The organism is Ningiella algicola, assembly GCF_028401415.2.
In the GTDB taxonomy this organism is placed as follows: domain Bacteria; phylum Pseudomonadota; class Gammaproteobacteria; order Enterobacterales; family Alteromonadaceae; genus Glaciecola.
Window position 1 is genome coordinate 2,869,350 of the sequence record NZ_CP171821.2, and the last position, 19,803, is coordinate 2,889,152.

At 45.2% G+C, this 19,803-nt stretch carries 19 protein-coding genes; 11 read left to right on the plus strand and 8 right to left on the minus strand.

Annotation, left to right across the window (positions count from 1 at the left end; translation table 11 throughout):
* Nucleotides 1-253: 253 nt before the first annotated feature.
* From PN836_RS12450 to proB, 5 genes are all read right to left on the minus strand, one after another.
* Complete coding sequence (locus tag PN836_RS12450) at nucleotides 254-1,486, minus strand: multidrug effflux MFS transporter (protein WP_395338765.1); 1,233 nt, start codon at nucleotides 1,484-1,486, stop codon at nucleotides 254-256.
* A complete protein-coding gene (gene can, locus PN836_RS12455) occupies nucleotides 1,479-2,066 on the minus strand; it encodes a carbonate dehydratase (RefSeq protein WP_395338767.1) in 588 nt (195 codons plus the stop codon). Before can ends, PN836_RS12450 begins: the two co-directional genes overlap by 8 nt.
* Before the next feature lie 136 nt (nucleotides 2,067-2,202).
* Nucleotides 2,203-4,761, minus strand: coding sequence for a putative bifunctional diguanylate cyclase/phosphodiesterase (locus PN836_RS12460; protein WP_395338768.1), 2,559 nt, complete (start codon nucleotides 4,759-4,761; stop codon nucleotides 2,203-2,205).
* Nucleotides 4,762-4,881: 120 nt separating this feature from the next.
* Nucleotides 4,882-6,138: a glutamate-5-semialdehyde dehydrogenase gene (locus PN836_RS12465; RefSeq protein WP_395338770.1), complete on the minus strand. Its 1,257-nt coding sequence runs from the start codon at nucleotides 6,136-6,138 to the stop codon at nucleotides 4,882-4,884.
* 37 nt (nucleotides 6,139-6,175) lie between these two features.
* Nucleotides 6,176-7,297, minus strand: a complete 1,122-nt coding sequence (gene proB, locus PN836_RS12470; RefSeq protein ID WP_395338772.1) for a glutamate 5-kinase — start codon at nucleotides 7,295-7,297, stop codon at nucleotides 6,176-6,178.
* Between the two features lie 162 nt (nucleotides 7,298-7,459).
* Between proB and PN836_RS12475 the strand changes: the two genes are divergently transcribed.
* The 6 genes from PN836_RS12475 to PN836_RS12500 all read left to right on the plus strand — a co-directional run bounded on the left by PN836_RS12475 (nucleotide 7,460) and on the right by PN836_RS12500 (nucleotide 11,455).
* Nucleotides 7,460-7,831 carry a hypothetical protein gene (locus PN836_RS12475; RefSeq protein WP_395338774.1) on the plus strand — a complete coding sequence of 124 codons (372 nt, stop codon included), beginning with the start codon at nucleotides 7,460-7,462 and terminating at the stop codon, nucleotides 7,829-7,831.
* 149 nt (nucleotides 7,832-7,980) lie between these two features.
* Nucleotides 7,981-9,618, plus strand: coding sequence for a S41 family peptidase (locus tag PN836_RS12480; protein WP_395338775.1), 1,638 nt, complete (start codon nucleotides 7,981-7,983; stop codon nucleotides 9,616-9,618).
* The gene (locus PN836_RS12485; protein WP_395338777.1) at nucleotides 9,615-10,055 is read left to right on the plus strand and encodes a hypothetical protein; all 441 of its coding nucleotides are present in this window, start codon (nucleotides 9,615-9,617) and stop codon (nucleotides 10,053-10,055) included. Before PN836_RS12480 ends, PN836_RS12485 begins: the two co-directional genes overlap by 4 nt.
* A gap of 6 nt (nucleotides 10,056-10,061) precedes the next feature.
* The gene (locus PN836_RS12490) at nucleotides 10,062-10,583 is read left to right on the plus strand and encodes a retropepsin-like aspartic protease family protein (RefSeq protein ID WP_395338779.1); all 522 of its coding nucleotides are present in this window, start codon (nucleotides 10,062-10,064) and stop codon (nucleotides 10,581-10,583) included.
* A gap of 41 nt (nucleotides 10,584-10,624) precedes the next feature.
* The gene (locus PN836_RS12495) at nucleotides 10,625-10,888 is read left to right on the plus strand and encodes a hypothetical protein (protein WP_395338780.1); all 264 of its coding nucleotides are present in this window, start codon (nucleotides 10,625-10,627) and stop codon (nucleotides 10,886-10,888) included.
* A gap of 123 nt (nucleotides 10,889-11,011) precedes the next feature.
* Nucleotides 11,012-11,455: a hypothetical protein gene (locus tag PN836_RS12500; protein ID WP_395338781.1), complete on the plus strand. Its 444-nt coding sequence runs from the start codon at nucleotides 11,012-11,014 to the stop codon at nucleotides 11,453-11,455.
* A 35-nt stretch (nucleotides 11,456-11,490) separates the two neighbouring features.
* Here the strand turns inward: PN836_RS12500 and PN836_RS12505 are convergent, their stop codons facing one another.
* Nucleotides 11,491-12,708 carry a saccharopine dehydrogenase family protein gene (locus PN836_RS12505; RefSeq protein ID WP_395338783.1) on the minus strand — a complete coding sequence of 406 codons (1,218 nt, stop codon included), beginning with the start codon at nucleotides 12,706-12,708 and terminating at the stop codon, nucleotides 11,491-11,493.
* 260 nt (nucleotides 12,709-12,968) lie between these two features.
* On the opposite strand from PN836_RS12505, the gene PN836_RS12510 reads away from it, so the two are divergent.
* Both PN836_RS12510 and PN836_RS12515 read left to right on the plus strand, forming a co-directional pair.
* Nucleotides 12,969-14,372 (plus strand): ABC1 kinase family protein, encoded by a 1,404-nt coding sequence (locus PN836_RS12510; RefSeq protein WP_395338785.1) that lies wholly within the window; start codon nucleotides 12,969-12,971, stop codon nucleotides 14,370-14,372.
* A 118-nt stretch (nucleotides 14,373-14,490) separates the two neighbouring features.
* The gene (locus PN836_RS12515) at nucleotides 14,491-15,006 is read left to right on the plus strand and encodes a DUF3750 domain-containing protein (protein ID WP_395345638.1); all 516 of its coding nucleotides are present in this window, start codon (nucleotides 14,491-14,493) and stop codon (nucleotides 15,004-15,006) included.
* A gap of 32 nt (nucleotides 15,007-15,038) precedes the next feature.
* On the opposite strand, the gene PN836_RS12520 is transcribed toward PN836_RS12515, so the two are convergent.
* Together PN836_RS12520 and PN836_RS12525 are read right to left on the minus strand one after the other, a co-directional pair.
* Nucleotides 15,039-16,139 carry a tetratricopeptide repeat protein gene (locus tag PN836_RS12520; RefSeq protein WP_395338787.1) on the minus strand — a complete coding sequence of 367 codons (1,101 nt, stop codon included), beginning with the start codon at nucleotides 16,137-16,139 and terminating at the stop codon, nucleotides 15,039-15,041.
* Between the two features lie 107 nt (nucleotides 16,140-16,246).
* Nucleotides 16,247-16,555 carry a DUF6482 family protein gene (locus tag PN836_RS12525; RefSeq protein ID WP_395338789.1) on the minus strand — a complete coding sequence of 103 codons (309 nt, stop codon included), beginning with the start codon at nucleotides 16,553-16,555 and terminating at the stop codon, nucleotides 16,247-16,249.
* Nucleotides 16,556-16,733: 178 nt separating this feature from the next.
* Between PN836_RS12525 and PN836_RS12530 the strand changes: the two genes are divergently transcribed.
* The 3 genes from PN836_RS12530 to PN836_RS12540 all read left to right on the plus strand — a co-directional run bounded on the left by PN836_RS12530 (nucleotide 16,734) and on the right by PN836_RS12540 (nucleotide 19,696).
* Nucleotides 16,734-17,663: a DUF3014 domain-containing protein gene (locus PN836_RS12530; RefSeq protein WP_395338791.1), complete on the plus strand. Its 930-nt coding sequence runs from the start codon at nucleotides 16,734-16,736 to the stop codon at nucleotides 17,661-17,663.
* 8 nt (nucleotides 17,664-17,671) lie between these two features.
* Entirely contained in the window at nucleotides 17,672-18,223 is a 552-nt protein-coding gene (locus PN836_RS12535; protein WP_395338793.1) for a DUF1285 domain-containing protein, read from the plus strand.
* Between the two features lie 123 nt (nucleotides 18,224-18,346).
* Nucleotides 18,347-19,696 carry a metal-dependent hydrolase family protein gene (locus PN836_RS12540; RefSeq protein WP_395338795.1) on the plus strand — a complete coding sequence of 450 codons (1,350 nt, stop codon included), beginning with the start codon at nucleotides 18,347-18,349 and terminating at the stop codon, nucleotides 19,694-19,696.
* The last annotated feature ends 107 nt before the right edge of the window (nucleotides 19,697-19,803 follow it).

A 19,803-nucleotide genomic window follows, 5' to 3' on the forward strand; every position in this document is an offset into this window, starting at 1 on the left:
CAATATGTCGGAAATTGCTTTAGCGTTTTGAACGCTGGAAATAAAAGTTCTCAAGCAACAAAAAACAAAGCACTGTAAGTCCTGGGAGAATCATAACACCCAGAAAAATGTAGTTGGGATAGACGTGATTTAAAGCGATCAAGGGTAAAACGCTCAAAACGACAAACATCAATAGAAAGCGATAAAACAATTTGCGACTAAGTTTAATACTCATTTGGATAATCAATCCTCCATTTAATTGCCTCAGTTTCGTTTAAAGCTTACTCAGTGCGAAGCGCACCGAAAGATAGGTCAGCAAACCAAAACTTAAAAACCCATAGGCAATTGGCGTAATGCTGGCATCTAAAAACATGTTGATGAATACTGCAATAGGCACTGAAAGTAGGCTAGTAAATGAACCGATAAAGGCGGCGCCAACACCTGCTATATGACCAACGGGCTGCATGGCGAGTGAATTGAGATTGCCAAATAATATACCAATGAAGAAAAACCCGACGAACATGGTGGATACGAATAACCAAAGCGGCGGTATACCCGAGAAGAAAAGACTTTGAACAAGCAAGGCAGTAGCAAATAAGAGCGTTAATACCAAAGCCCAAGAAATGAGCTTCACCATTCCTAAACGTACCACCATCATGCCATTAAAAAGTGAGGCCGCGCCAATCGAAAATGCTAGGGTTGCAAATAGTAAGGGGAAATACTCTCCCGTATCATAAATGCTTTGAAAGATTGTCTGCGAGCCGCTGAGATAGGCTAAAAAAGCGCCAAAAATGCATCCCATGCCAATGGATGCGCCCATAACAACTGGATGCGTAATTAAAAATGCGATAGAGCGCATAAATTGGTGCCAATTAAATTTTGCGCGAGCGTGTCGGGGAAGCGTCTCCCCTTGGCGAGCGAAAAACCATAGCCCCGAGATGAGTGTAACAAGCGCAAATACAGTGAAAATATGCCGCCAACCTGCGCTTTGCATTACAACTTGACCAATGAGTGGCGCTATCATGGGTACCAAAATGAATATTACGGTGATAAAGCTCATCACCCGTGCCATTTTATCGCCAACATATAAATCTCGAATGAGCGCCATTGATGCAACCCGAGGCCCTGATACCCCTATAGCCTGAATAAAGCGTCCTATAAGCATGCTCTCCATGCTTTGTGACAAATAGCACAGCAAAGTACCCATCAGAAAAATGATCAAGCCAACAAGTATGGTGAGTCGCCTGCCTCTGGCATCTGCAAAAGGACCAAAAAATAATTGACCAAGTGCCATACCGGCAAAAAATAAGGAAATAATGAGATAAGTTTGTTGATTACTTGTGCTCGCTAACTCAGCACCAATTACATCAAGAGCCGGCAACATCGCATCAATGCTTAGCGCAACCAATGAGGTAAGTAAGGCCATTAATATGATGAACTCACCGAGAGAAAGAGCTTTTCGAGTACCGTGCATTATCACGGCCGTTTCACCTTTAGTATCATTCATCGCGTTGCAAAGACGTTATTTTGCCATTAGTTAATGAGTATATCCAACTATGCAGCTTTACGATTTGCCCGCGCGCGATGGCGTCTTGAAAGACACTGGTGCGCCTGACATTTTCTGCCTGCTGTAACACATTTAATTCGCACAAGCGCGCAAGGCGTTCATGCTGGCTTAGTCCATTCAGCTCGCTTTCATGTTCTGCAGCGATATCTCGTATATGTAACAACCAATTATCAATCAAACCCATCTTATCGGATTTTAAAGCCGCCTCAACACCACCACAGCCATAGTGCCCGCATACAATCACATGCTTTACTTTCAGCACGTCAATCGCATATTGCAAGACAGACAAACAGTTAAAATCGGTGTGAATAACCATGTTCGCCACATTTCTATGTACGAAGATATCGCCCGGCATCAAATCAACAATCTGATTGGCGGGAACACGCGAATCAGAACAGCCGATCCATAGATAAACCGGAGATTGCTGAGTGGATAGCTTTTCAAAAAACGCCGGATCTTTAGCGTGGGTCGCCTCCGCCCAGCGGATGTTATTATCGAGTAATTTCTTTATTTCAGGCATGTGTTAGAACAATAGCTTAGGAAAATCTGTGACAAATCGCTTGTGTCACTTTTACGTAAAATACAAAAATGAAAGCGTTAGTCCATTAACATATGGTAAGCAGTGTAACACAGGCTCAAAGCTGTGCGAGGACAGATTAAACGCTTTTTGTATTGCGGGTGGCCTTGATGCTCAGACGCTTGTTATTGTGCCATTGTACAAAGTCTTTTGCTTGCATGGGCTTGCCAAAGTAATACCCCTGAAAAACGTCACAGCCCATTTCATGCAAAATGTCGATTTGTAAGGCCTGCTCAACGCCTTCAGCGACAATTGACATCGACATATGATGACCAATAGTAACAATCGCGCTGGCGAGCTTTCTGGCAGTGCGCTTATCGAGCGAACTCACAAAGGCCCGATCAATTTTAAGCACGTCCAAAGGTAAGTCTTTCAGATGGGAAAGCGAGGAATAGCCGGTACCAAAATCATCTAGCGCGATCGTAAAGCCGAGATAGCGCAGCTCACTTAAGCGCTCAATGCCCTCGTCTAAATTTTTCAGTAAGCCCGACTCTGTCAGCTCAAATTCTATTTGACTTGGTATCACGCCGTATTCATTTAGAATGAACATTGTTTTGTGGACAAAGTCCGGCTTGGCAAGTTGCAATGCACTGACGTTAATTGCCACACGCCCGTTAAAATCAAAACCCTCTTGTTGCCATGCCTGCAGCTGCTGACATACTTGACGAATAATAAGTAGTCCAAGCTTGTCGATATGACCGTTTTGTTCCGCCAATTCAATGAACTCTACCGGCGATACAAAACCAAGCTCTTGGTTAACCCAGCGGGCAAGTGCCTCAGCGCCTTTCAGCTCTCCTTCTTTTGACACCTTGGGTTGATACATTACAAAAAGCTCGTTCTCATTGATAAGTGCTTGTTCAAGTAATATATCAATACGGCTTTCTCTATCGGCTTTTTCTAAAGTGCTTTTATCAAAGGCGTTGTAAGCAAGCTTCTCCTGTTTTGCTTGCCTAAGCGCGAGACTCGCGCATCGAATGACGTCACTTTTACGCGGCGTTTGCCCCGGAAAAATCACTCCGCCAGCGCAGCTGTAGAGTTTAATTTCTCGACCTGAATGCTTGATTGGCGCCTGAATGAGTTGACTGCAAATGCTGTAGTGTTGCTCAACAAGGTGTTTAGGATCACCTTTCACATTCTCGATAACGATGGCAAACTCATCTCTTGAGAAACGCGCTATTTTCATATTTTCATCGACACAATCACGCAAGCGCTCACCTAGGACCTTAATCGCTGAATCAACAAATTCAAATCCAAACTGACGGTTGAGCTCAGACATTTTCGTTAATTCAAGCACCATCAATAAGGATTGAGATTGCGCGGCCAAATTACGTTCAAACTGCTCTTCGATAATTTTGTGTAACTGCGTGATGTTCGGTAGCTGCGTTTGATAATCGAAGTACGCCATTTGGCGAAGCTCTGATTCAAGTCTGTTTCTGCGCATTTCAGCACCCGCTCTTGAGGTCAGTACACGCATGATTTGCTCTTGAGTCGATGTATGCTCAAACGGGTGATCGTAGAGCGAAATAATGCTTCCTTCGATGCCACCCACCTCATTGATAATCGGATAATTGATATAACCTGTCGCTCTTACTTTCTGAAACAAGGGAACGTCTGGGAAATCTCTATATAAGCCGTCCTTGATGATAGTTGGATGGTCTTTTTCAAATAATCGATTGTCAATGGTATCGAGAGGATATGAAAAGTTGGGAATGAGTTTATGCTGATGAAAAGCCGCCTTTGTGCGGATCCAAGGTTTTCCATCTTCTACCGAATATAAGGCTAAGTACGTAAAACTGGCGCCGCTGACTTTATCAAGTTGTTCCATCATCTCAACATAAAATCGATCGCTGTCTACCGATGACGTTCCCTCTGCCAAGTTTGCCAACATCTCCTCCAACTGTTGCCGAAGGGCTATCTGCTTGTTCAAACTGGCCGTTTTTGCGGCTAATGAAATGGAGATACTCAAACATGCTGCTACGTTTAAGATAGTTGAGGGCAAGCCACCAAAATATATTAGGTCAAATTTACCACTATCTACCATTGCGTTTACAACAGAAATACCAACTATCAAGGTGAGGGTGCTGCATAAAATACCGAAAACCACATATTCTTCGCGTTTATGTAGACGCACAGCAACGCCAATCAACACACAAACAACAAACGCAGACACGGAGTAACGGGCAAGTTCAAATGCACTTTGTGAGCCTGCTAAACGATATACCTGTTCATTGCCAAATACTGTGTAGCTAACCAGCTCAACATCTCCTGAAAAGCTAAGTGTGTATGGCATAACGATATTGGCAATTAAGCAAAAAATACAAATGCTCAACACGGGATAAAGGATACGTCTTTGAGGCCTCTCTCCGCTCCATTGTATAAAGAGCACATACAAAAGCGGTGTAGTTATCAAAATAATCGCAATTTGCATGCGTAACCAAGTAAGTGCGGTTTCTAAATTAGAGGCTTCGTGATAGCTCCAAGTGGCAAATTGAAAAATGGTCATCAATACGCAACCAAGCATGATGGTATTGAGATAGGGTTGTTTTTGGTTCAGTTTTGAGGCGAAAACCAGCACAAAGCACAGCAAATTGATTGCTATGCTTGCAGAGTAGTAAAAAGAGACTAACTCAGTTCCCATCTAGCGTAGATAACCTTGTTGAAGTGTTGAAAACCTTGTGCAGGTTTTTATCTATAACAACTTTATCTACTGAATCAGGAAATTCTTGACCTTTGTTTGCAGCTTATTCAAACAAAACGCTTATGCGCGTATTTCACCGTCTCCATAGACGAGAAATTTTTCAGTGGTAAGCTGTTCAGCTCCCATTGGTCCGTAGGCATGAAGCTTACTCGTTGATATGCCAATCTCAGCCCCTAAACCCAGCTGTCCACCATCTGAAAAGCGAGATGAGGCATTGAGCATAATCACCGAAGAATTCACCTCACGCATGAAACGCTGAGCGTTTTGCAAATGCTCAGTCACAATAACCTCTGTGTGCCCACTGCCATAGGTCTGAATATGAGATACCGCATCGTCAAAGTCGTCAACCACTTTTACAGCAATTTCAAGCGCTAAGTATTCAGCATCCCAATCTTGCTCAGTTGCTGCTACTGCGTCACTTTTTGTAAGCAGTGGTAGAGACTTGTCGCAAGCATGAACACGGACAGACTTATCGGCGAAAAGCTGGTCAATTAACGGAAGCGATTGCTGCGCAATATCGCTGTGAATAAGCAGCGTCTCCAAGGCATTGCATACGCCCGTTCGCTGAGTTTTTCCGTTCTCTAAAATCGGAAGTGCTTTTACAAGGTCGGCATCGGCATCAATGTACATGTGACACACGCCCTTAAAATGCTGAATAACGGGGATTTTACTGTTTTGCGATACGTATTGTATTAGCCCCTCGCCACCACGAGGGATCACCAAATCGATGCTGTCGCTCAATTCCAGCATTTGCGCCATCACCTCTCTGTCGGGCACGGGTATAACGGTTGCCACACCAACTGGAAGTTGCGCCGCTTCAAGCGCGCTGTGTAACACTTTTGCAAGCGCTTTATTGGAATGCTGCGCTTCTTTTCCACCTCGAAGGATGACTGCATTACCGGCTTTCAAACACAGGGCAGCCGCATCAATCGTCACGTTAGGCCGAGATTCGTAAATCATTGCCACTACACCAAGCGGAATTCGCATTTTTCCGACCTGAATGCCGCTGGGGAGGGGTTTAATATTGGATATACTCCCCAGAACTTCGTCTTGATTGGCGATTTCAATCACCGCATCTGATATTGAATTCACAGCCGCAGTGTCTAGCGCAAGCCTGTCTATCATCGCATCACTTAACCCGCTCTTTTTGGCTTCAGCAAGGTCTTTTGCATTAGCCGCTAGAATGTCTGACGTGCTATCGCGTAAACCTTGAGCAATGCTGACTAACAATGCCTTTCGTTTGCCCTGTGATAAATTAGCTATAGCTGTTGTAGCGGCTTTTGCGTCAGCTGCCGCTTGCTTGATATCAAATGTCATAACGGTGATATTTTAGCTCCTAATGAGTGGATGAAAGTTATTGTTCAACGTGCGTCTGTGGGCCCATCAGCACAAAGTTGTCGCGATGCAGTACTTCGGCGCTTTCGCTATACCCCAGAATGTACTGAATTTGGGCGCTTTTTGCGCCCTTTATCTGTTGTATTTCTGCTGAAGAATACGTCGCTAAGCCCTTTCCTATTAATTGACCATCGTGAGTCACCAACACTGCGTCGTCTTTTGAAAAACTGCCGATTACGTCGATGATACCAGCGGCAAGTAAAGAAGCCCCGCGTTCAGTAACAGCTAAATATGCGCCATGGTCGATGGCGATTTCGCCTTGAGGATGAGAAGTGTGGGTCAACCAATCTTGTCTAGCGGTAGTCTCATCATTCATTGGAACAAATAAAGTACCCGGACAATTACCCTCCGCCAACTCTTTAAATGTGTTCTCTTTTCGACCATTTACCAGCACCGTCTGAATACCCGACCCTGCACACTTTTTCGCCGCTTCAAGTTTCGTGATCATGCCCCCTGTACCTACCGATGAACCGGCTCCACCCGCAAGTCCCATTATTCTTTCATCGATATGAGTTACCGTCTCTAGTAATTTTGCTTCTGGGTCTTTTCTTGGATTACCGGTGTACAAGCCGTCAACATCCGTGCAAATGATCAAACAATCTGCCTGAATCGCAATGGCTGTGTGCGCCGCTAAATTATCGTTGTCGCCTACTTTTAATTCATCCAAGGCGACGGTGTCATTTTCATTGACGATGGGAAGAACATCGTGATCGAGAAGCTGTTGGATGGTATTTTGAATATTGACAAAGCGCTTGCGGTCGTTCAAGTCGTCGACAGTAAGCAGTAATTGAGCGCACGAGAAATCAAATAGATTTGCCCAAGTCGCCATCATCTTCGTTTGTCCAATTGCCGCCATCGCTGGCTTTTTTCCCAAACTAACTTGCTGGCCGGTTTTTATTTCTCCTCGTGCCGCCGCAACGCTGCCAGAAGACACTAAAATCACTTGCTTATTCTGCTCGCGACAGCGTTTGATGAACCATGCAACGTTAGTAAGAAACTTCTCACTGGTGCCAGTCCCATCTGGAGATACCAGTGCACTGCCGATTTTTACTACTGCTGTCTGCCAAGAAAAGGTGCTCATTGCTCACATAAAGTGTAGGGATTTGCGCACAGGATAAGGATTTGGTGCTGTTTCTCAAGCGAGAGTGACGGCTTTAGTGTTTAAAGCGATGTTTTTCTGGCTTTTTCGTGCAATTTTGCCAAAAATGCCCATAAAGTCACATTTTGTTAACAAGAGAACAGCATGTCTAAAGGAAAACGCATAAAAAAAGAGAAAGCTGAAAAAGCAAAGCTCGCAGAATTTGAGCAAAATAAACTCAGCGAAACACAGCAAGACCAAGCACCAAAGTACAATGCTTTTACCAATCCTAAAAATGTAAATTGGGTCATTTTATCTGGCGCGATGGCCACGCTGATAATCGTTCTTTTATTTGTACCTCAGCAATTAGGGGCAGGCATTACTTCCGTATACAGCGTTATGTTATGGACGGGCTTGTTCGGAGCAACGCTGTTCAGATATATCGGCAGAAGTGGGTGGTACGGTTTTTTTACTGGCAGCATTGTAGGTATGTTTTTACACATATTTGCGCCACTTTTACAGTCACTTTTCACCTAAATGAACCAATTTGGCGTAACAGGTTCAAAATAAGTCTGCGTTGACCGAGCTTTTAGTAGTTCGATGTATTGCTAAAGGGCGGGGCTACGCGTTAACGATATGCGTTTAGTTTAATAGCACCGATAAAAATAAAGAGTGAAAAGTTGTAAATGAATGGAAGAATAGCCTCTAAATCAACCATGCACGCAGTATTCATTGTGTTTGCGTGTTTCCTAATGGCCTGCGGTGGTGGGGGCTCAAACTCTTCGTCAGTTCCCGCAAGACCAAACCCAGCGCCGTCACCCAATCCTGTGCCGTCTCAACCTCAATGGACATTTGGTGTATACGAAAGTGCAAGCAATTTTGCTGCGCGCTGCGAAAGCCCACGCAGCGGCATCGACCCCATTAGCGGCAACGCGTATCCCGACACGGCAGGCTCTGCGCTAGAAGAAAAGCTTTGGATGCGTTCGTTTAGTAACGAGACTTACTTGTGGTTTGATGAGGTGCCTGACAACGACCCTAACGACTTCACCATCCCGGCCTACTTCGCTCAATTAAAAACAACAGAACTTACAGCCTCGGGCAAGCCTAAAGACAGTTTTCATTTTAGTGAAGATACTGCCTCATACAATGAACGCACACAGTCTGGCACTTCTTCGGGCTATGGCATCAGATGGGAGTTTGTCGCTAATCACGCGCCGCGCGAACTTATCGTACGATATACCGAACCTGGCTCGCCGGCTGAACAAGCCGGGATACCCAGAGGTGCCAGCGTTAAAGTAGTTGACGGTATCGACTTTGTTAATACAGAAGTTCAGGACGATGTTGATGCAATTAATGCTGCACTATTTCCTGAAGCAGATGGAAGCGAGCATACTTTTGAGTTTGAATTAATTGACGGCAGCCGCTTAACCGCAACCCTTTTGTCTGGCGTTATTTCTATCCAGAGCGTCCAAAATACCCGCATTCTCGATACCGAAGTTGGTCGTGTCGGTTATTTTCAATTCAATAGCTTTATTACGCCTTCGCAAAGCGACCTAATCGATGCTTTTCACTCTTTTGTGGATGAATCTGTCACGGAATTAGTGATTGACTTAAGATACAACGGTGGCGGCAGCTTAAATCTCGCAGCTCAAATTGCATACATGGTTGCAGGTCCCAATCAAACGCGAAATGCCGCTTTTAATCGCCTGCGTCTTAATGGTAAACGTGAGCAACCGGCGCCAATCCCATTTTGGGACTCAGAGATTGACTATGTAAGCGGCGTTTTGTTGCCTAATACGCTGCCCAGTCCTGAGTTGACAAGAGTCTTTGTGATCACAACCGAAAGCACCTGTTCAGCCAGTGAATCAGTCATTAACGGACTGCGTGGTATTGATGTTGAAGTGATTCAAATTGGCGAAACAACCTGCGGCAAACCCTTTGGTTTTGTGCCCGAAGATAATTGCGGCACAACTTACTTTACCATTCAGTCTCAAGGGGTAAACGACAAAGGATTCGGTGATTATATTGATGGGTTTGTGCCTGTCGCAAGTCCAGTATTTGATGATCAATTACCTGGTTGCGAAGTACGAGATGATTTCACGCAGCCTCTTGGCTCGCAAAGCGAGCAAATGCTCTCAACGGCCCTGTATTATGCAGCTAACGGCGAATGCCCAGCGATCAATGCAGTTCAAAACGCAGAAAGTCGCAACACCCGAGAAAACCAGGACGAAGGTGGTAGCGGCCCGGCAATTCGGACGCCTAATGTGTATCTTGATGCAATATTATCTGATCAGTATCAGCCCATTTCTAAAGGTGGCTCATGATTCTGCGCAAGAAGATGGTGATTTGTTGTTGTGCAATCAGCCTAGTTGCGGCTTGCTCACTCACCCAAAGTGAAGAAAGCGCTTACTTAGGAGATGGTACCCATATGAATAACGCGCGTTTGCTTGGCGCCTCTGAACAATCGATAAATGCAATTGAAGAGGCAATAGCGACCATGCTTAACACAGAAAAAGTCAATTTAAGCAAGGCCGTTTTCAGCGACAGCTCAGAACTCATTGTGGGCCCTAATACGGTAAGCGACACGCATGGCAATATCAGAAGCGGAAACGATACTAGTGGATTCGATTTAAGCACAGGCGAGTTAGTGGGCGTGGGAGACCGATTTTATCTAAAGCTTCACAAAGGTGCTTGTTACATATTACATGAACAGTCAGGCGCATTGATGAAGCTTGACGAACTTCAGTGCGAAGTCGAGTAACACGATATGAGTTCTGCACCACAACCCACCTCATCCCGGCTTGGCTTGTTTATGTTTGCCGCAGGTTTTATTGTTGTGTTTGGTCTATTGATTGCCTATTTTTCTGGCATGTTAGAAAAGCAGTACAATCCGAATCAGCAGCCTGTATCATTTGCAAACGCATCAGGGATTCAGGTGCAGCTGATGCAAAATAAGATGGGCCATTATGTCACTAATGGCGAGATTAACGGCCAGCAAGTGACTTTTTTACTGGATACTGGCGCAACCAGCGTAGCGCTGAATACTGAATTAGGGGAGCGACTTGGACTGATCCCCGGCAGACGCGGCTATGCTCAGACAGCAAACGGCACTGTCAGCGTGCGCCAAACCAACATTTCAGAATTGAAGATTGGCGATATTACACTCAATAATGTCGATGCTACCTTGATTTCAGGCATGGAATCAGATCAGATATTGTTGGGAATGAGTGCGCTCAAGCAGCTTGAGTGGACACAGCGCGGGGATATGCTTACCCTCAAAACGCTGTAGCCCTGGGCGAGATGTCAATGTGTAAAATGGTTTGAAAGTATATGGATAACACGATAACAGCGATTATCAACGACGATTTTCAACAGGCCCATCCCGCTCAATTTCAGGCGCTGCTTGACCACCTTGTGATGACAATGGGAGATGACAAGCAGATGATTGAAACCTGGCTAAAAACGCCTAAAAAGGAACTGGAAAACAAAGCCCCAATTGAATTTTTGCACGCAAGCGAGCATGCACATTTAGATGCACAACGCGTTATCAGCCTACTGCGTAAAATATTGGAACAAGACAGCCGTATTGGTTAACGCAAGAGATAACATTTTTATTTCATCTAGGGCTTAAGTATAAATTAAATAGGTCGATGCTATTATAAGGGGCAGACGGTTAGTTAAATCAAAGCCGCGTACACTTTAAAAAGAGCATCAATCATGAAACATACCTCGCATAACAAAAGCCGCAATGCGCGCAAATTTTCGCTAATCAGCTTTTTGCTGTCCTTTGGGATCAGCGTTAATGCATACAGCAAGATCCCCGAAGTTGAAAGAAGTCTATCCCTGGGTCTCACTGACTTAGTGTCTGAACTGAACAAACAAACTCCGATAAAAGTAGACGCCGATACGCGCTTAGATTCAGTGTCTACCTTTAATAAATTCATGATCTACAACAATACCTTGACCGACTTAGAAGCCGAACAAGTCAACCCTAGCTTGGTAGCGCAGCATTTTGAAGAAAACATGATCAGTCACTTATGCTCGATGGACACATTTAAGCCATTCATCGACTTGCAGCTGGTGATGGTATATCGGTATACAGACAAAAATGGCAAATTTATCACCGAACTGAGCAAAGACCTAAGCGCCTGCGACTCTTAAGTAACCGGAACACCGGACATGTGGCAAAGCTGGCCCTATGTGTTTGCACCGAGCACTTGAACCTCAACGCCCGCGTGCTCTCTCAAACGCACAATGAGAGGCTCTGCCATCGCGGCAGCAGGGGTGTAAAAACCACCGGGAAGTTCGGGCACGTCTTTTCCCAAACAAAGCGCAGCTTGCGCTAGCATTTTAGCGGTAGAGCCATAACCGGGGTCACGATCACCTTTGACCTGAACCACTTGTGTTTCTCCGTTGTTTAACATGGCATAAAAACGCATGTCGAACATCCCGCTTTGCTGCTGCTCAGGACTTGGTCCTTCACCCGGTTTAGGCAATACATATTGACTCAAAAGGCGCCTGATAGGTCCAATGCTGGCACCTGCAACAAACGCGCCTAAGCCTAAAGTCATCATCCACGCACTTCCTCCGTTTTTTGCAGACATGGCTTCATCATAGCGAAAGTGCTTGCCGTATTTGTTGCCTAACAAGGCGTTGGTGCGATGCACAATTCTTTCATTTATAGCCGCCATCACAAATGGCATCGTCCACATTTTCAGGTGCTTGTCGTATTCGGCGCTTTTATGATTAGTTTGACGAAGCGAAAAACTGTGGTCTGCTGGACAGAGCAAGTAGGGATTAACCAGCTGTTTTCTAAGTGTTTTGTCTTCACCCGCTTCTTTAAGCACATTGAGCAGGCTTGCCACGGTGCCGCCAGATGCAGTACCTTTCAGTCGACGAACGCGCATTTTGATTTGTTGAGCAGGTGCACCTGTCTTTTCAATTGCCAATGACTGTGAAAGATATACGCCTAAATCTGAAGGGATAGAGTCAAAACCCGCACAGTTAACCAAGCGAGCACCCGAAGCCTTCGCTTCCTCCTCGTATTTATCAAGCATGGCTTTTATCCATTGAGGCTCTCCTGTAAGGTCACAGTAGTCTGTCCCGCTTTTGGCGCAAACGCGTACCAAGGTTTCGCCATACAGGGCGTAAGGGCCCACAGTGCTGACCATGACTTTGGTTTTTTCACAGATTGTTGCTAACGCCTTTTCATCGTTAGCTTGAGACACGTAGTGCTCTATTTTGTCGAGCTTGAGCTCATCTTTTAAGGCCAAGAGTTTTGATTCGTCACGTGCTGCGACAGCCCAATTAAGGGTCCGCTGATCTAACGATGCCAAGTACGCCACCATTATTTTGCCCACAAACGAAGTTGCACCATACAAAATCAGATCGTATTGGGGTGATGTTGAGCTCATGAAAGCGTCCTTAATTTATTGATTTACTTATCTACGGTAAGCGTCTTGCCTGAAAAGAACAACAGGCTCTGCTTATCATAGTCGATACGAGGGAGCTTTGTATGTTGATCTGAATGTTATATTTTAACGGTATGCACAGCAAAGCTGTGCTTGATGACCTTTGTTCAAAGCTTACGTATGGACAACCCAATCTGGCAAATTTCCGTAATGATTTAGAACATCACGATATGAACACAAAAATGTAAGGTGCTGGGGAAGCAATGAGCAATAACAAACCATCGAGTAAAGTGCCCGCGTCACGACTATCGCGATTTGCAAAGCTCGGTGGACTTGCATCTGGCATTGCTGCAAGGGCTATTGCCAGCTCAGCGGGTGAACTCATGCAGGCACGACGCCCAAATGTAAAATCAACCTTGCTCAACTCCGCCAATGCAACTGCTATAAGCAAAAGCTTAAGTGAAATGCGCGGCGCAGCCATGAAGGTTGGCCAAATGCTGTCAATGGATGCAGGGGAGTTTTTACCCCAGCAGTGGGAACCCATATTAGCGGCATTGAGGCAAGGCGCAGACACCATGCCTAAAGCTCAACTTTTAGATACATTGAACGAACAATGGGGAAGTGACTGGTCAAAGCACTTTGAGTATTTTAGTTTTGACCCTATCGCCTCAGCTTCCATTGGACAGGTTCATCGCGCCAGACTCAAAAAACATATTGCTGACGATGCTGGCGACAAATTCACCCCAATAGACGCTCAACTGGCGATAAAAGTGCAATACCCAGGCGTTGCAAAAAGCATCGACAGCGACATTCGAAATGTAGGTCGGCTATTGCGATTAAGCGGCGTTGTACCGTCAAATTTTGACCTTGAAAGCTTGCTTTCGCAGGCCGCTGAGCAGCTTAAAAATGAGGCAGATTATGAAAGCGAGGCACGTTACATAGAATCTTATCGCAAGCTCATCGAAGTGCTTCAAACTGCTCAACATACATCAACGACACAATATGCAGACTTACCGAGGCTGCTTGCTCCAGATGTATATCGGCCTTTGTCTAGCGACAAAGTCTTGTGTATGAGTTTTGTTAAAGGTGAAACCATCGACACCCTAGTCAATTACGATATTGAAACTAAAAGCCGTGTCGTGACTCAGCTTTTTAGTCTTATGCTGGAGGAGTTGTTTCATAGTCAGCTCATCCAAAGTGACCCTAATTTTGCGAATTATCTTTATGATGCTGACTCAGACACTATTGCGGTGCTTGACTTCGGCGCGTGCCGCAGCTTAGAAAACAGCATTTCGAATGCTTACAAGAATATAGCGCACGCTATGCTAGACCAAGACACTGGCGCTATTCACAAGGCTTTAAAGGAGCTTGGTTTAGTCTACGAAAAAATGCCCGACAGCATCACCAATACAATTATAAATGCATGTTTAATAGCAAGTGAGTGCTTGCAAACCGATAGTTATAACTTCAAAGCAAGCGCACTGATACAGCGTCTATTTGATGCAACAAAAGTATTAACCGAAAACCGAAAAGAGATCGAGCCGCCGAATTTCGATGTTGCATTGGTGAACCGAAAAGTCAGCGGCATGGTCTTACTTGCAAATAAATTACAATGCAGCATACCGCTGCGCGCGCTTGTAATGAGCGCTTTGAAAAAAGGTACATAGGCCTTACCTAAATATGCTGACCCTTTACCAAACTTCAAAAGCACTAAATAACTTGAACACACAATTAAATAACGTCTCAAATTTCTTTTTATTCAATGCGCTGAGCGCAAAAGTACTCATCGCTATAGTCGCATGTTTTTTGCTCAGCGCCTGCGCCTCAGACGATTGGCGAAGTGCTTCCAGAGAGCCGGCTGGTATCGCACCATCCCCGCTTGAGAATAAGCAAGCCGTAATCGAGTTCTACGCTGCAGATGCATTTAGCTGGCGCGGCTGGTTTGCGGTCCACACGTGGGTGGCACTTAAAAGTGAAAATGCTGAAGAGTACGAAGTGTATGAAGTTGTTGGTTGGCGTGTAGAAAGCGGCTTGCCTGCCCTTCGTCAGTATTCGACGAGCACGCCCGACCGCTATTGGTATGGCGCAAAGCCACAAAAAGTGCTGTCGATACAAGGGCAAAAAGCATCTAAGCTCATACCAGAGCTAGAAGCCGCCATAGCACGATACCCCTACGCCAACGAATACACGCTGTTTCCTGGTCCTAACAGCAATACTTTTCCAGCTTGGTTAGGTAAACAAGTACCTGAGCTTGAACTTAACTTGCCGTTTAACGCCATTGGCAGTGGATATGCTGACTAGAGCGTGTTGATCTTTTCCAGAGTTGCAGTTAATTAATCCGCTTTGCGTAGCGTCTTTGCTAGCTTTTTATGAATATTTTTGTAGTCCTTGTTCTGAGGGATGTTGATACTGGCGAATGTGGCTCTTGCCCGCTCAATATTTTTCGCGTCCAATAAAAGCTCACTTAAACGCAGTTTTGCCCATGCAGGACTTGGCAAGCCACGAGAAGAATATTCAAAGCGCTCATACGCATGTAAATACTGCTCCAAAAAAGCGATACCTTTAGCTGTTTCTGCATCCGCTAGCAGCGCTACTCGCCCCACATTATATTTTGCATAAAGCTGGCGCCATCGTGCACTCTCATATGCATCTTTTGCCTGCCTTGAATCCGCCGCAGGCGCTTGCAAAAGATTGACTTGCGCGGCTTTTTCAAAATGTGCAATAGAGCGGTCATAATCTTCACTTGAGCGGTAATGGTTACCCAATAAATAATGCGCTCTGAGTAAAGTGCTTGGCTGAGCAGCCGGAGTTTGCTCAATCATGCTCAGTAGCAACGCTTCTCCTTTTTCGCTTTGATCATCAGCAAAGTAAACGCGCGCTTGATTAAATTTCCCTTCGATTTCATCCAGGATTGATATTTGATCCACCAATTGTTGCGCTTTCTCCATGTCGCCACCGGCTATTGAGGGAGCTGCAATGTAAAAGCTAATCAATGCAGATAAGGTCTGAGGATTGTTTGGCTCAATAGATACCGCCTTTTCCAGACTATTAAGTGCTTTTTCAGCGTAACCCAAAGCGCTAAAAATACTGTCAGAGGCTTGTGCTCCCATCACGCTGGCATGGGATAGATACATTCGGTAATCGCTTGGATAAGCATCGATAGCCCGCTGAGCTGCATCTTCGGCATCATCTAAATCAACATTAAGATAAGCATCAATAAGATACTGATAATCTTTCGGTGAGAGAGCGTCACGCGATTCTAAGGTATCTATCGCGCTTTGATACTCAGCATCGCTTAACAGTTTATCAATGGCTTTGTAAGCTTGCTCAATATTGCGCTGAGCATCTCGATGTTGAGATTCTTGAGCAATGGCTGAATTGGCAATAAGCGTGGTCGCAATCACGCTCAGTAAAATAGTGTTAAGTAGCCTCAAAGTAAACATCCCTATCTGATGTCAAAACAGGATTGTAACGTTAGCATGTCGCTTAAGTAATGGAATATGGCAAAAGTAACAAGCTGTGTCAGTTGTAAGTGGGAGCGCTAGTAAGGCTGTTGCATAGAAAACGGCATGGCCATGGCTTTTTCAGCTTTGTTTGGGTTGCCGATCATTTCATCATAGGGGGAGTCGTGCACCATCACAGCCTCTTTCACTTGGCAGCGTTCAAAGGTATCGCGGATGCTTTGTGAGTTGTGAAAGCGCATGGGTTTGTCTTTGTCGTCGTAAACAAAACCCTCTTCGTCTTGGGTGAACAGTTTGACCAAATATACATTCATTTCAAAAGACTGTACTTCTAAGCGCTCAATGATCATCGGCGTCTTTTTTACATCGCTAATGCTAAATTTGTACATGTGCTGAAACTCTCTTACTCACTCATTAACATGCTTACGCGGCTTCTCAAAATTAGTTCAAGCAAACGAGAAGTACCTAAGAAGCTAGGTTCACGTGTTGAATTATTTGATTTTTTTACAGTCAACTCCATGTAGCTTATAGTGATGCAGAAATACTGTTGACGCAGCGGAGAGGGATATGAGCACTAATACGAGTCAAATTCAACAAATGAAACCTTACATTGTGGTTGCGGCCGTTTTGTTTATTCTCTTACTCGTCGTGCTATTTTGGCCAAGCACTGACGACGAAAGCGATGCTGGTAGTGACCCTTCGCTATCAGGTGAAGTGACACTTCCAATCTCAAATGCTCCCACTAGTGAGTCTGACGCGCCGGATGATAGCACCGAGGTTTTCCAACCCCCACAAATGCCAACGTCGGTGGTGATAGGGGAGGAACAGCAGTCTCCCGAGCTACTCGAGCCTGTTACCCAGTTGCCCGATACCATGGTGGATCCCGTGGTAGAAAGCCCCGAAGAAGCGCAACTGGATTTGAGCGACCTTGCGGTAAAGGCGGCCGTTGTGCAAGCAATACGCTCGCCTGAATTGACGCAATTGTTAGTAGATGATGCGTTGCTAGACAAATTCGTGATCAACGTCAGTAACCTTGCCAATGAAGAACTCACACTTAAAGACAATTTGTTATCGCCGCCTGAGCAAAACTTTGCCGTATACAATCAAGCCGAGCGCATGTGGATAGACCGCAGCAGCTTTCAGCGCTACACGCCTTATGTTGATGCCTTTGAAAGCGTTGATACCGAAGAACTGTTAAATTTATTTGAACAGTACAGACCCGTTTTAACAGAAAAGTTTGCCGAGATCTCCAGACCTAATGAAAGCTTAGAAGACGCGATAATCGTCGCAATAGACGAACTTCTTAACACACCGCAAGTGCCTGTTCCCATCGAAGTATATTCCGATAGCGTGATGTACAAGTTTGCTGATCCGAAACTTGAGAGCCTTTCTGCTCCCCAAAAACAAATGATTCGTATGGGACCAAGCAATATGCGTCGTCTGAAGGACGTGTTGCGCGATGTGAAGGCTGAATTGATAAATAGAAGTGAAGACTAGGCAAGCAATTGGATATACGCACGCTGCAGGATCAAATTGCTGAAACAACAGAAGCCGGGGCTATGCCGCCGGTAGAAAAGTGGCACCCTGATTTCTGCGGTGACCTAAATCTTGTTATCAAAAAAAACGGACAGTGGTGGCATGAAGGTACACCATTTACACGCGCCTCATTAATAAAGCTTTTCGCAAGTGTGATTAAAAAAGAAGGCAACGATTACTTTTTGGTAACGCCTGTGGAAAAGTTAGGCATTGTGGTTGAAGATGTACCTTTCATTGCGATTGATGATGATTTTGTTGCTCAGCCCAATGGCGACACTTTCATCGAAATTACGACTAGCTGCGGCGACAAAGTACGCATTGGTAAAGACCATCCCATTGAACTGCGCGAGTTTGATAACAACCCCGTTCCCTATTGTTTAATTCGACGGAACTTGTGGGCGCGCGTGCATCAGAATGTTTTGTATCGATGGGTTGAAAATGCACATGCGCTGACCATAAATCATGAAAATGCGCTCGTACTGAACAGCGGCGATTATGAGTTTGTGATTGGATATTATTAAAGCGCATCAAAAGCTTTGAAATCGTCATGGCTTTAGCCTAATGTTATGGACCTAACGCTACGTTCTCATAAAATCACATATATGCAGGCGAAACCCTCCGGTTTGGCTCACTAGGACTCACGAATGAAGGTATTTACTTCAATGCTCAACACTCCGCTTTTGACGAAACATACTCGCAGCCCATTGGCGATTTCTCTCATAGCCGCTGTAATGATCAGTCTTGGTCATAGCGCATACGCCGCAACCTATGTTTACGCTGGAAAACTCATTACGGCAGAAGACGGCAAGGTAAGGGAAGACAAAACCTTGCTGATAGATAAAGGCCTCATTCAAGACATCATGGATGGTAAGGTTGAAGGCAACGAACAAGATAGCTTTTACGACCTCAGTGAATATACCGTGATGCCTGGCTTTATGGATATGCACACCCACATTACTTATCAAAATGAGGGCACCGCGGGATATTTAAAACGCTTTAGTAACAACGAGGCCGATTATGCTCTTGCTGGTGTGGGCTACGCGGAAAAAACCTTGATGGCTGGCTTTACCACCATTCGCAACCTAGGCGATAGCTACAATGAAACTGTTGCTCTTAGAAATGCCATCAATCGCGGAATCGTTGACGGACCTCGTATTTATACTTCAGGCAAGTCCATCGCTACCACTGGCGGGCACGCTGACCCAACAAACGGGATGCGCCGCGATTTGATGGGCAGCCCGACTCCACGAGATGGCGTGATTAATGGCGTTGCTGAAGCGCGAGAAGCCGTTAGACAACGTTATAAAGATGGCGCAGACTTAATCAAAATAACCGCCACTGGCGGCGTGCTGTCGGTCGCAAAAAGCGGTCGCAATCCTCAGTTTATGACCGACGAACTGGAAGCTATTGTACAAACCGCCCAAGATTATGAAATGACAGTGGCGGTGCACGCCCACGGTAAAGAAGGTATGAAACGCGCCATTTTAGCGGGCGTTGATTCGATTGAGCATGGCACCTATATGGACGATGAGATTTTCCAGCTTATGCGCAAGAACGAAGTCTACTATGTGCCCACCATTTCCGCAGGTAACTTCGTGGCTGAAAAGGCCAAAATCGACGGTTATTTCCCAGCTATTGTACGTCCAAAAGCAGCCGCGATCGGACCATTGATTCAAGATACCTTTTCTAAGGCGCACGGTAATGGTGTGATGATTGCGTTCGGGACGGATTCAGGTGTCTCACCACACGGAGAAAACGCCCTTGAATTTCAGCTGATGGTTGATGCAGGGATGTCTGAAATGGATGCGATAATTAGCGCCACCTACAATACTGCAAAGCTATTAAAAATAGAGGACACGCTTGGTACTTTGCAAAGCGGTAAAATAGCCGACATTGTTGCTGTGAAGGGTGACCCACTAGAGGACATTCGCTTGTTGCAAAACATTGATTTTGTAATGAAAAACGGTGAAGTATACAAGCATAGCGCTGAATAAACACGATTCAATGAAACTGCCGCGCTTGCAATAGGTCAACGCGGCAGTTTTTTTATGTCATATAGGTTCGTTCGCGAAGCGTCTAACGCGTTCCCATTAATTTAACA

Excerpts from the sequence above, each read along its gene's own strand:
- PN836_RS12450 (WP_395338765.1), bottom strand. The coding sequence starts at position 1,486 with ATGAATGATACTAAAGGTGAAACGGCCGTGATAATGCACGGTACTCGA.
- can (WP_395338767.1), bottom strand. The coding sequence starts at position 2,066 with ATGCCTGAAATAAAGAAATTACTCGATAATAACATCCGCTGGGCGGAG.
- PN836_RS12460 (WP_395338768.1), bottom strand. The coding sequence starts at position 4,761 with ATGGGAACTGAGTTAGTCTCTTTTTACTACTCTGCAAGCATAGCAATC.
- PN836_RS12465 (WP_395338770.1), bottom strand. The coding sequence starts at position 6,138 with ATGACATTTGATATCAAGCAAGCGGCAGCTGACGCAAAAGCCGCTACA.
- proB (WP_395338772.1), bottom strand. The coding sequence starts at position 7,297 with ATGAGCACCTTTTCTTGGCAGACAGCAGTAGTAAAAATCGGCAGTGCA.
- PN836_RS12475 (WP_395338774.1), top strand. The coding sequence starts at position 7,460 with ATGTCTAAAGGAAAACGCATAAAAAAAGAGAAAGCTGAAAAAGCAAAG.
- PN836_RS12480 (WP_395338775.1), top strand. The coding sequence starts at position 7,981 with ATGAATGGAAGAATAGCCTCTAAATCAACCATGCACGCAGTATTCATT.
- PN836_RS12485 (WP_395338777.1), top strand. The coding sequence starts at position 9,615 with ATGATTCTGCGCAAGAAGATGGTGATTTGTTGTTGTGCAATCAGCCTA.
- PN836_RS12490 (WP_395338779.1), top strand. The coding sequence starts at position 10,062 with ATGAGTTCTGCACCACAACCCACCTCATCCCGGCTTGGCTTGTTTATG.
- PN836_RS12495 (WP_395338780.1), top strand. The coding sequence starts at position 10,625 with ATGGATAACACGATAACAGCGATTATCAACGACGATTTTCAACAGGCC.
- PN836_RS12500 (WP_395338781.1), top strand. The coding sequence starts at position 11,012 with ATGAAACATACCTCGCATAACAAAAGCCGCAATGCGCGCAAATTTTCG.
- PN836_RS12505 (WP_395338783.1), bottom strand. The coding sequence starts at position 12,708 with ATGAGCTCAACATCACCCCAATACGATCTGATTTTGTATGGTGCAACT.
- PN836_RS12510 (WP_395338785.1), top strand. The coding sequence starts at position 12,969 with ATGAGCAATAACAAACCATCGAGTAAAGTGCCCGCGTCACGACTATCG.
- PN836_RS12525 (WP_395338789.1), bottom strand. The coding sequence starts at position 16,555 with ATGTACAAATTTAGCATTAGCGATGTAAAAAAGACGCCGATGATCATT.
- PN836_RS12530 (WP_395338791.1), top strand. The coding sequence starts at position 16,734 with ATGAGCACTAATACGAGTCAAATTCAACAAATGAAACCTTACATTGTG.
- PN836_RS12540 (WP_395338795.1), top strand. The coding sequence starts at position 18,347 with ATGAAGGTATTTACTTCAATGCTCAACACTCCGCTTTTGACGAAACAT.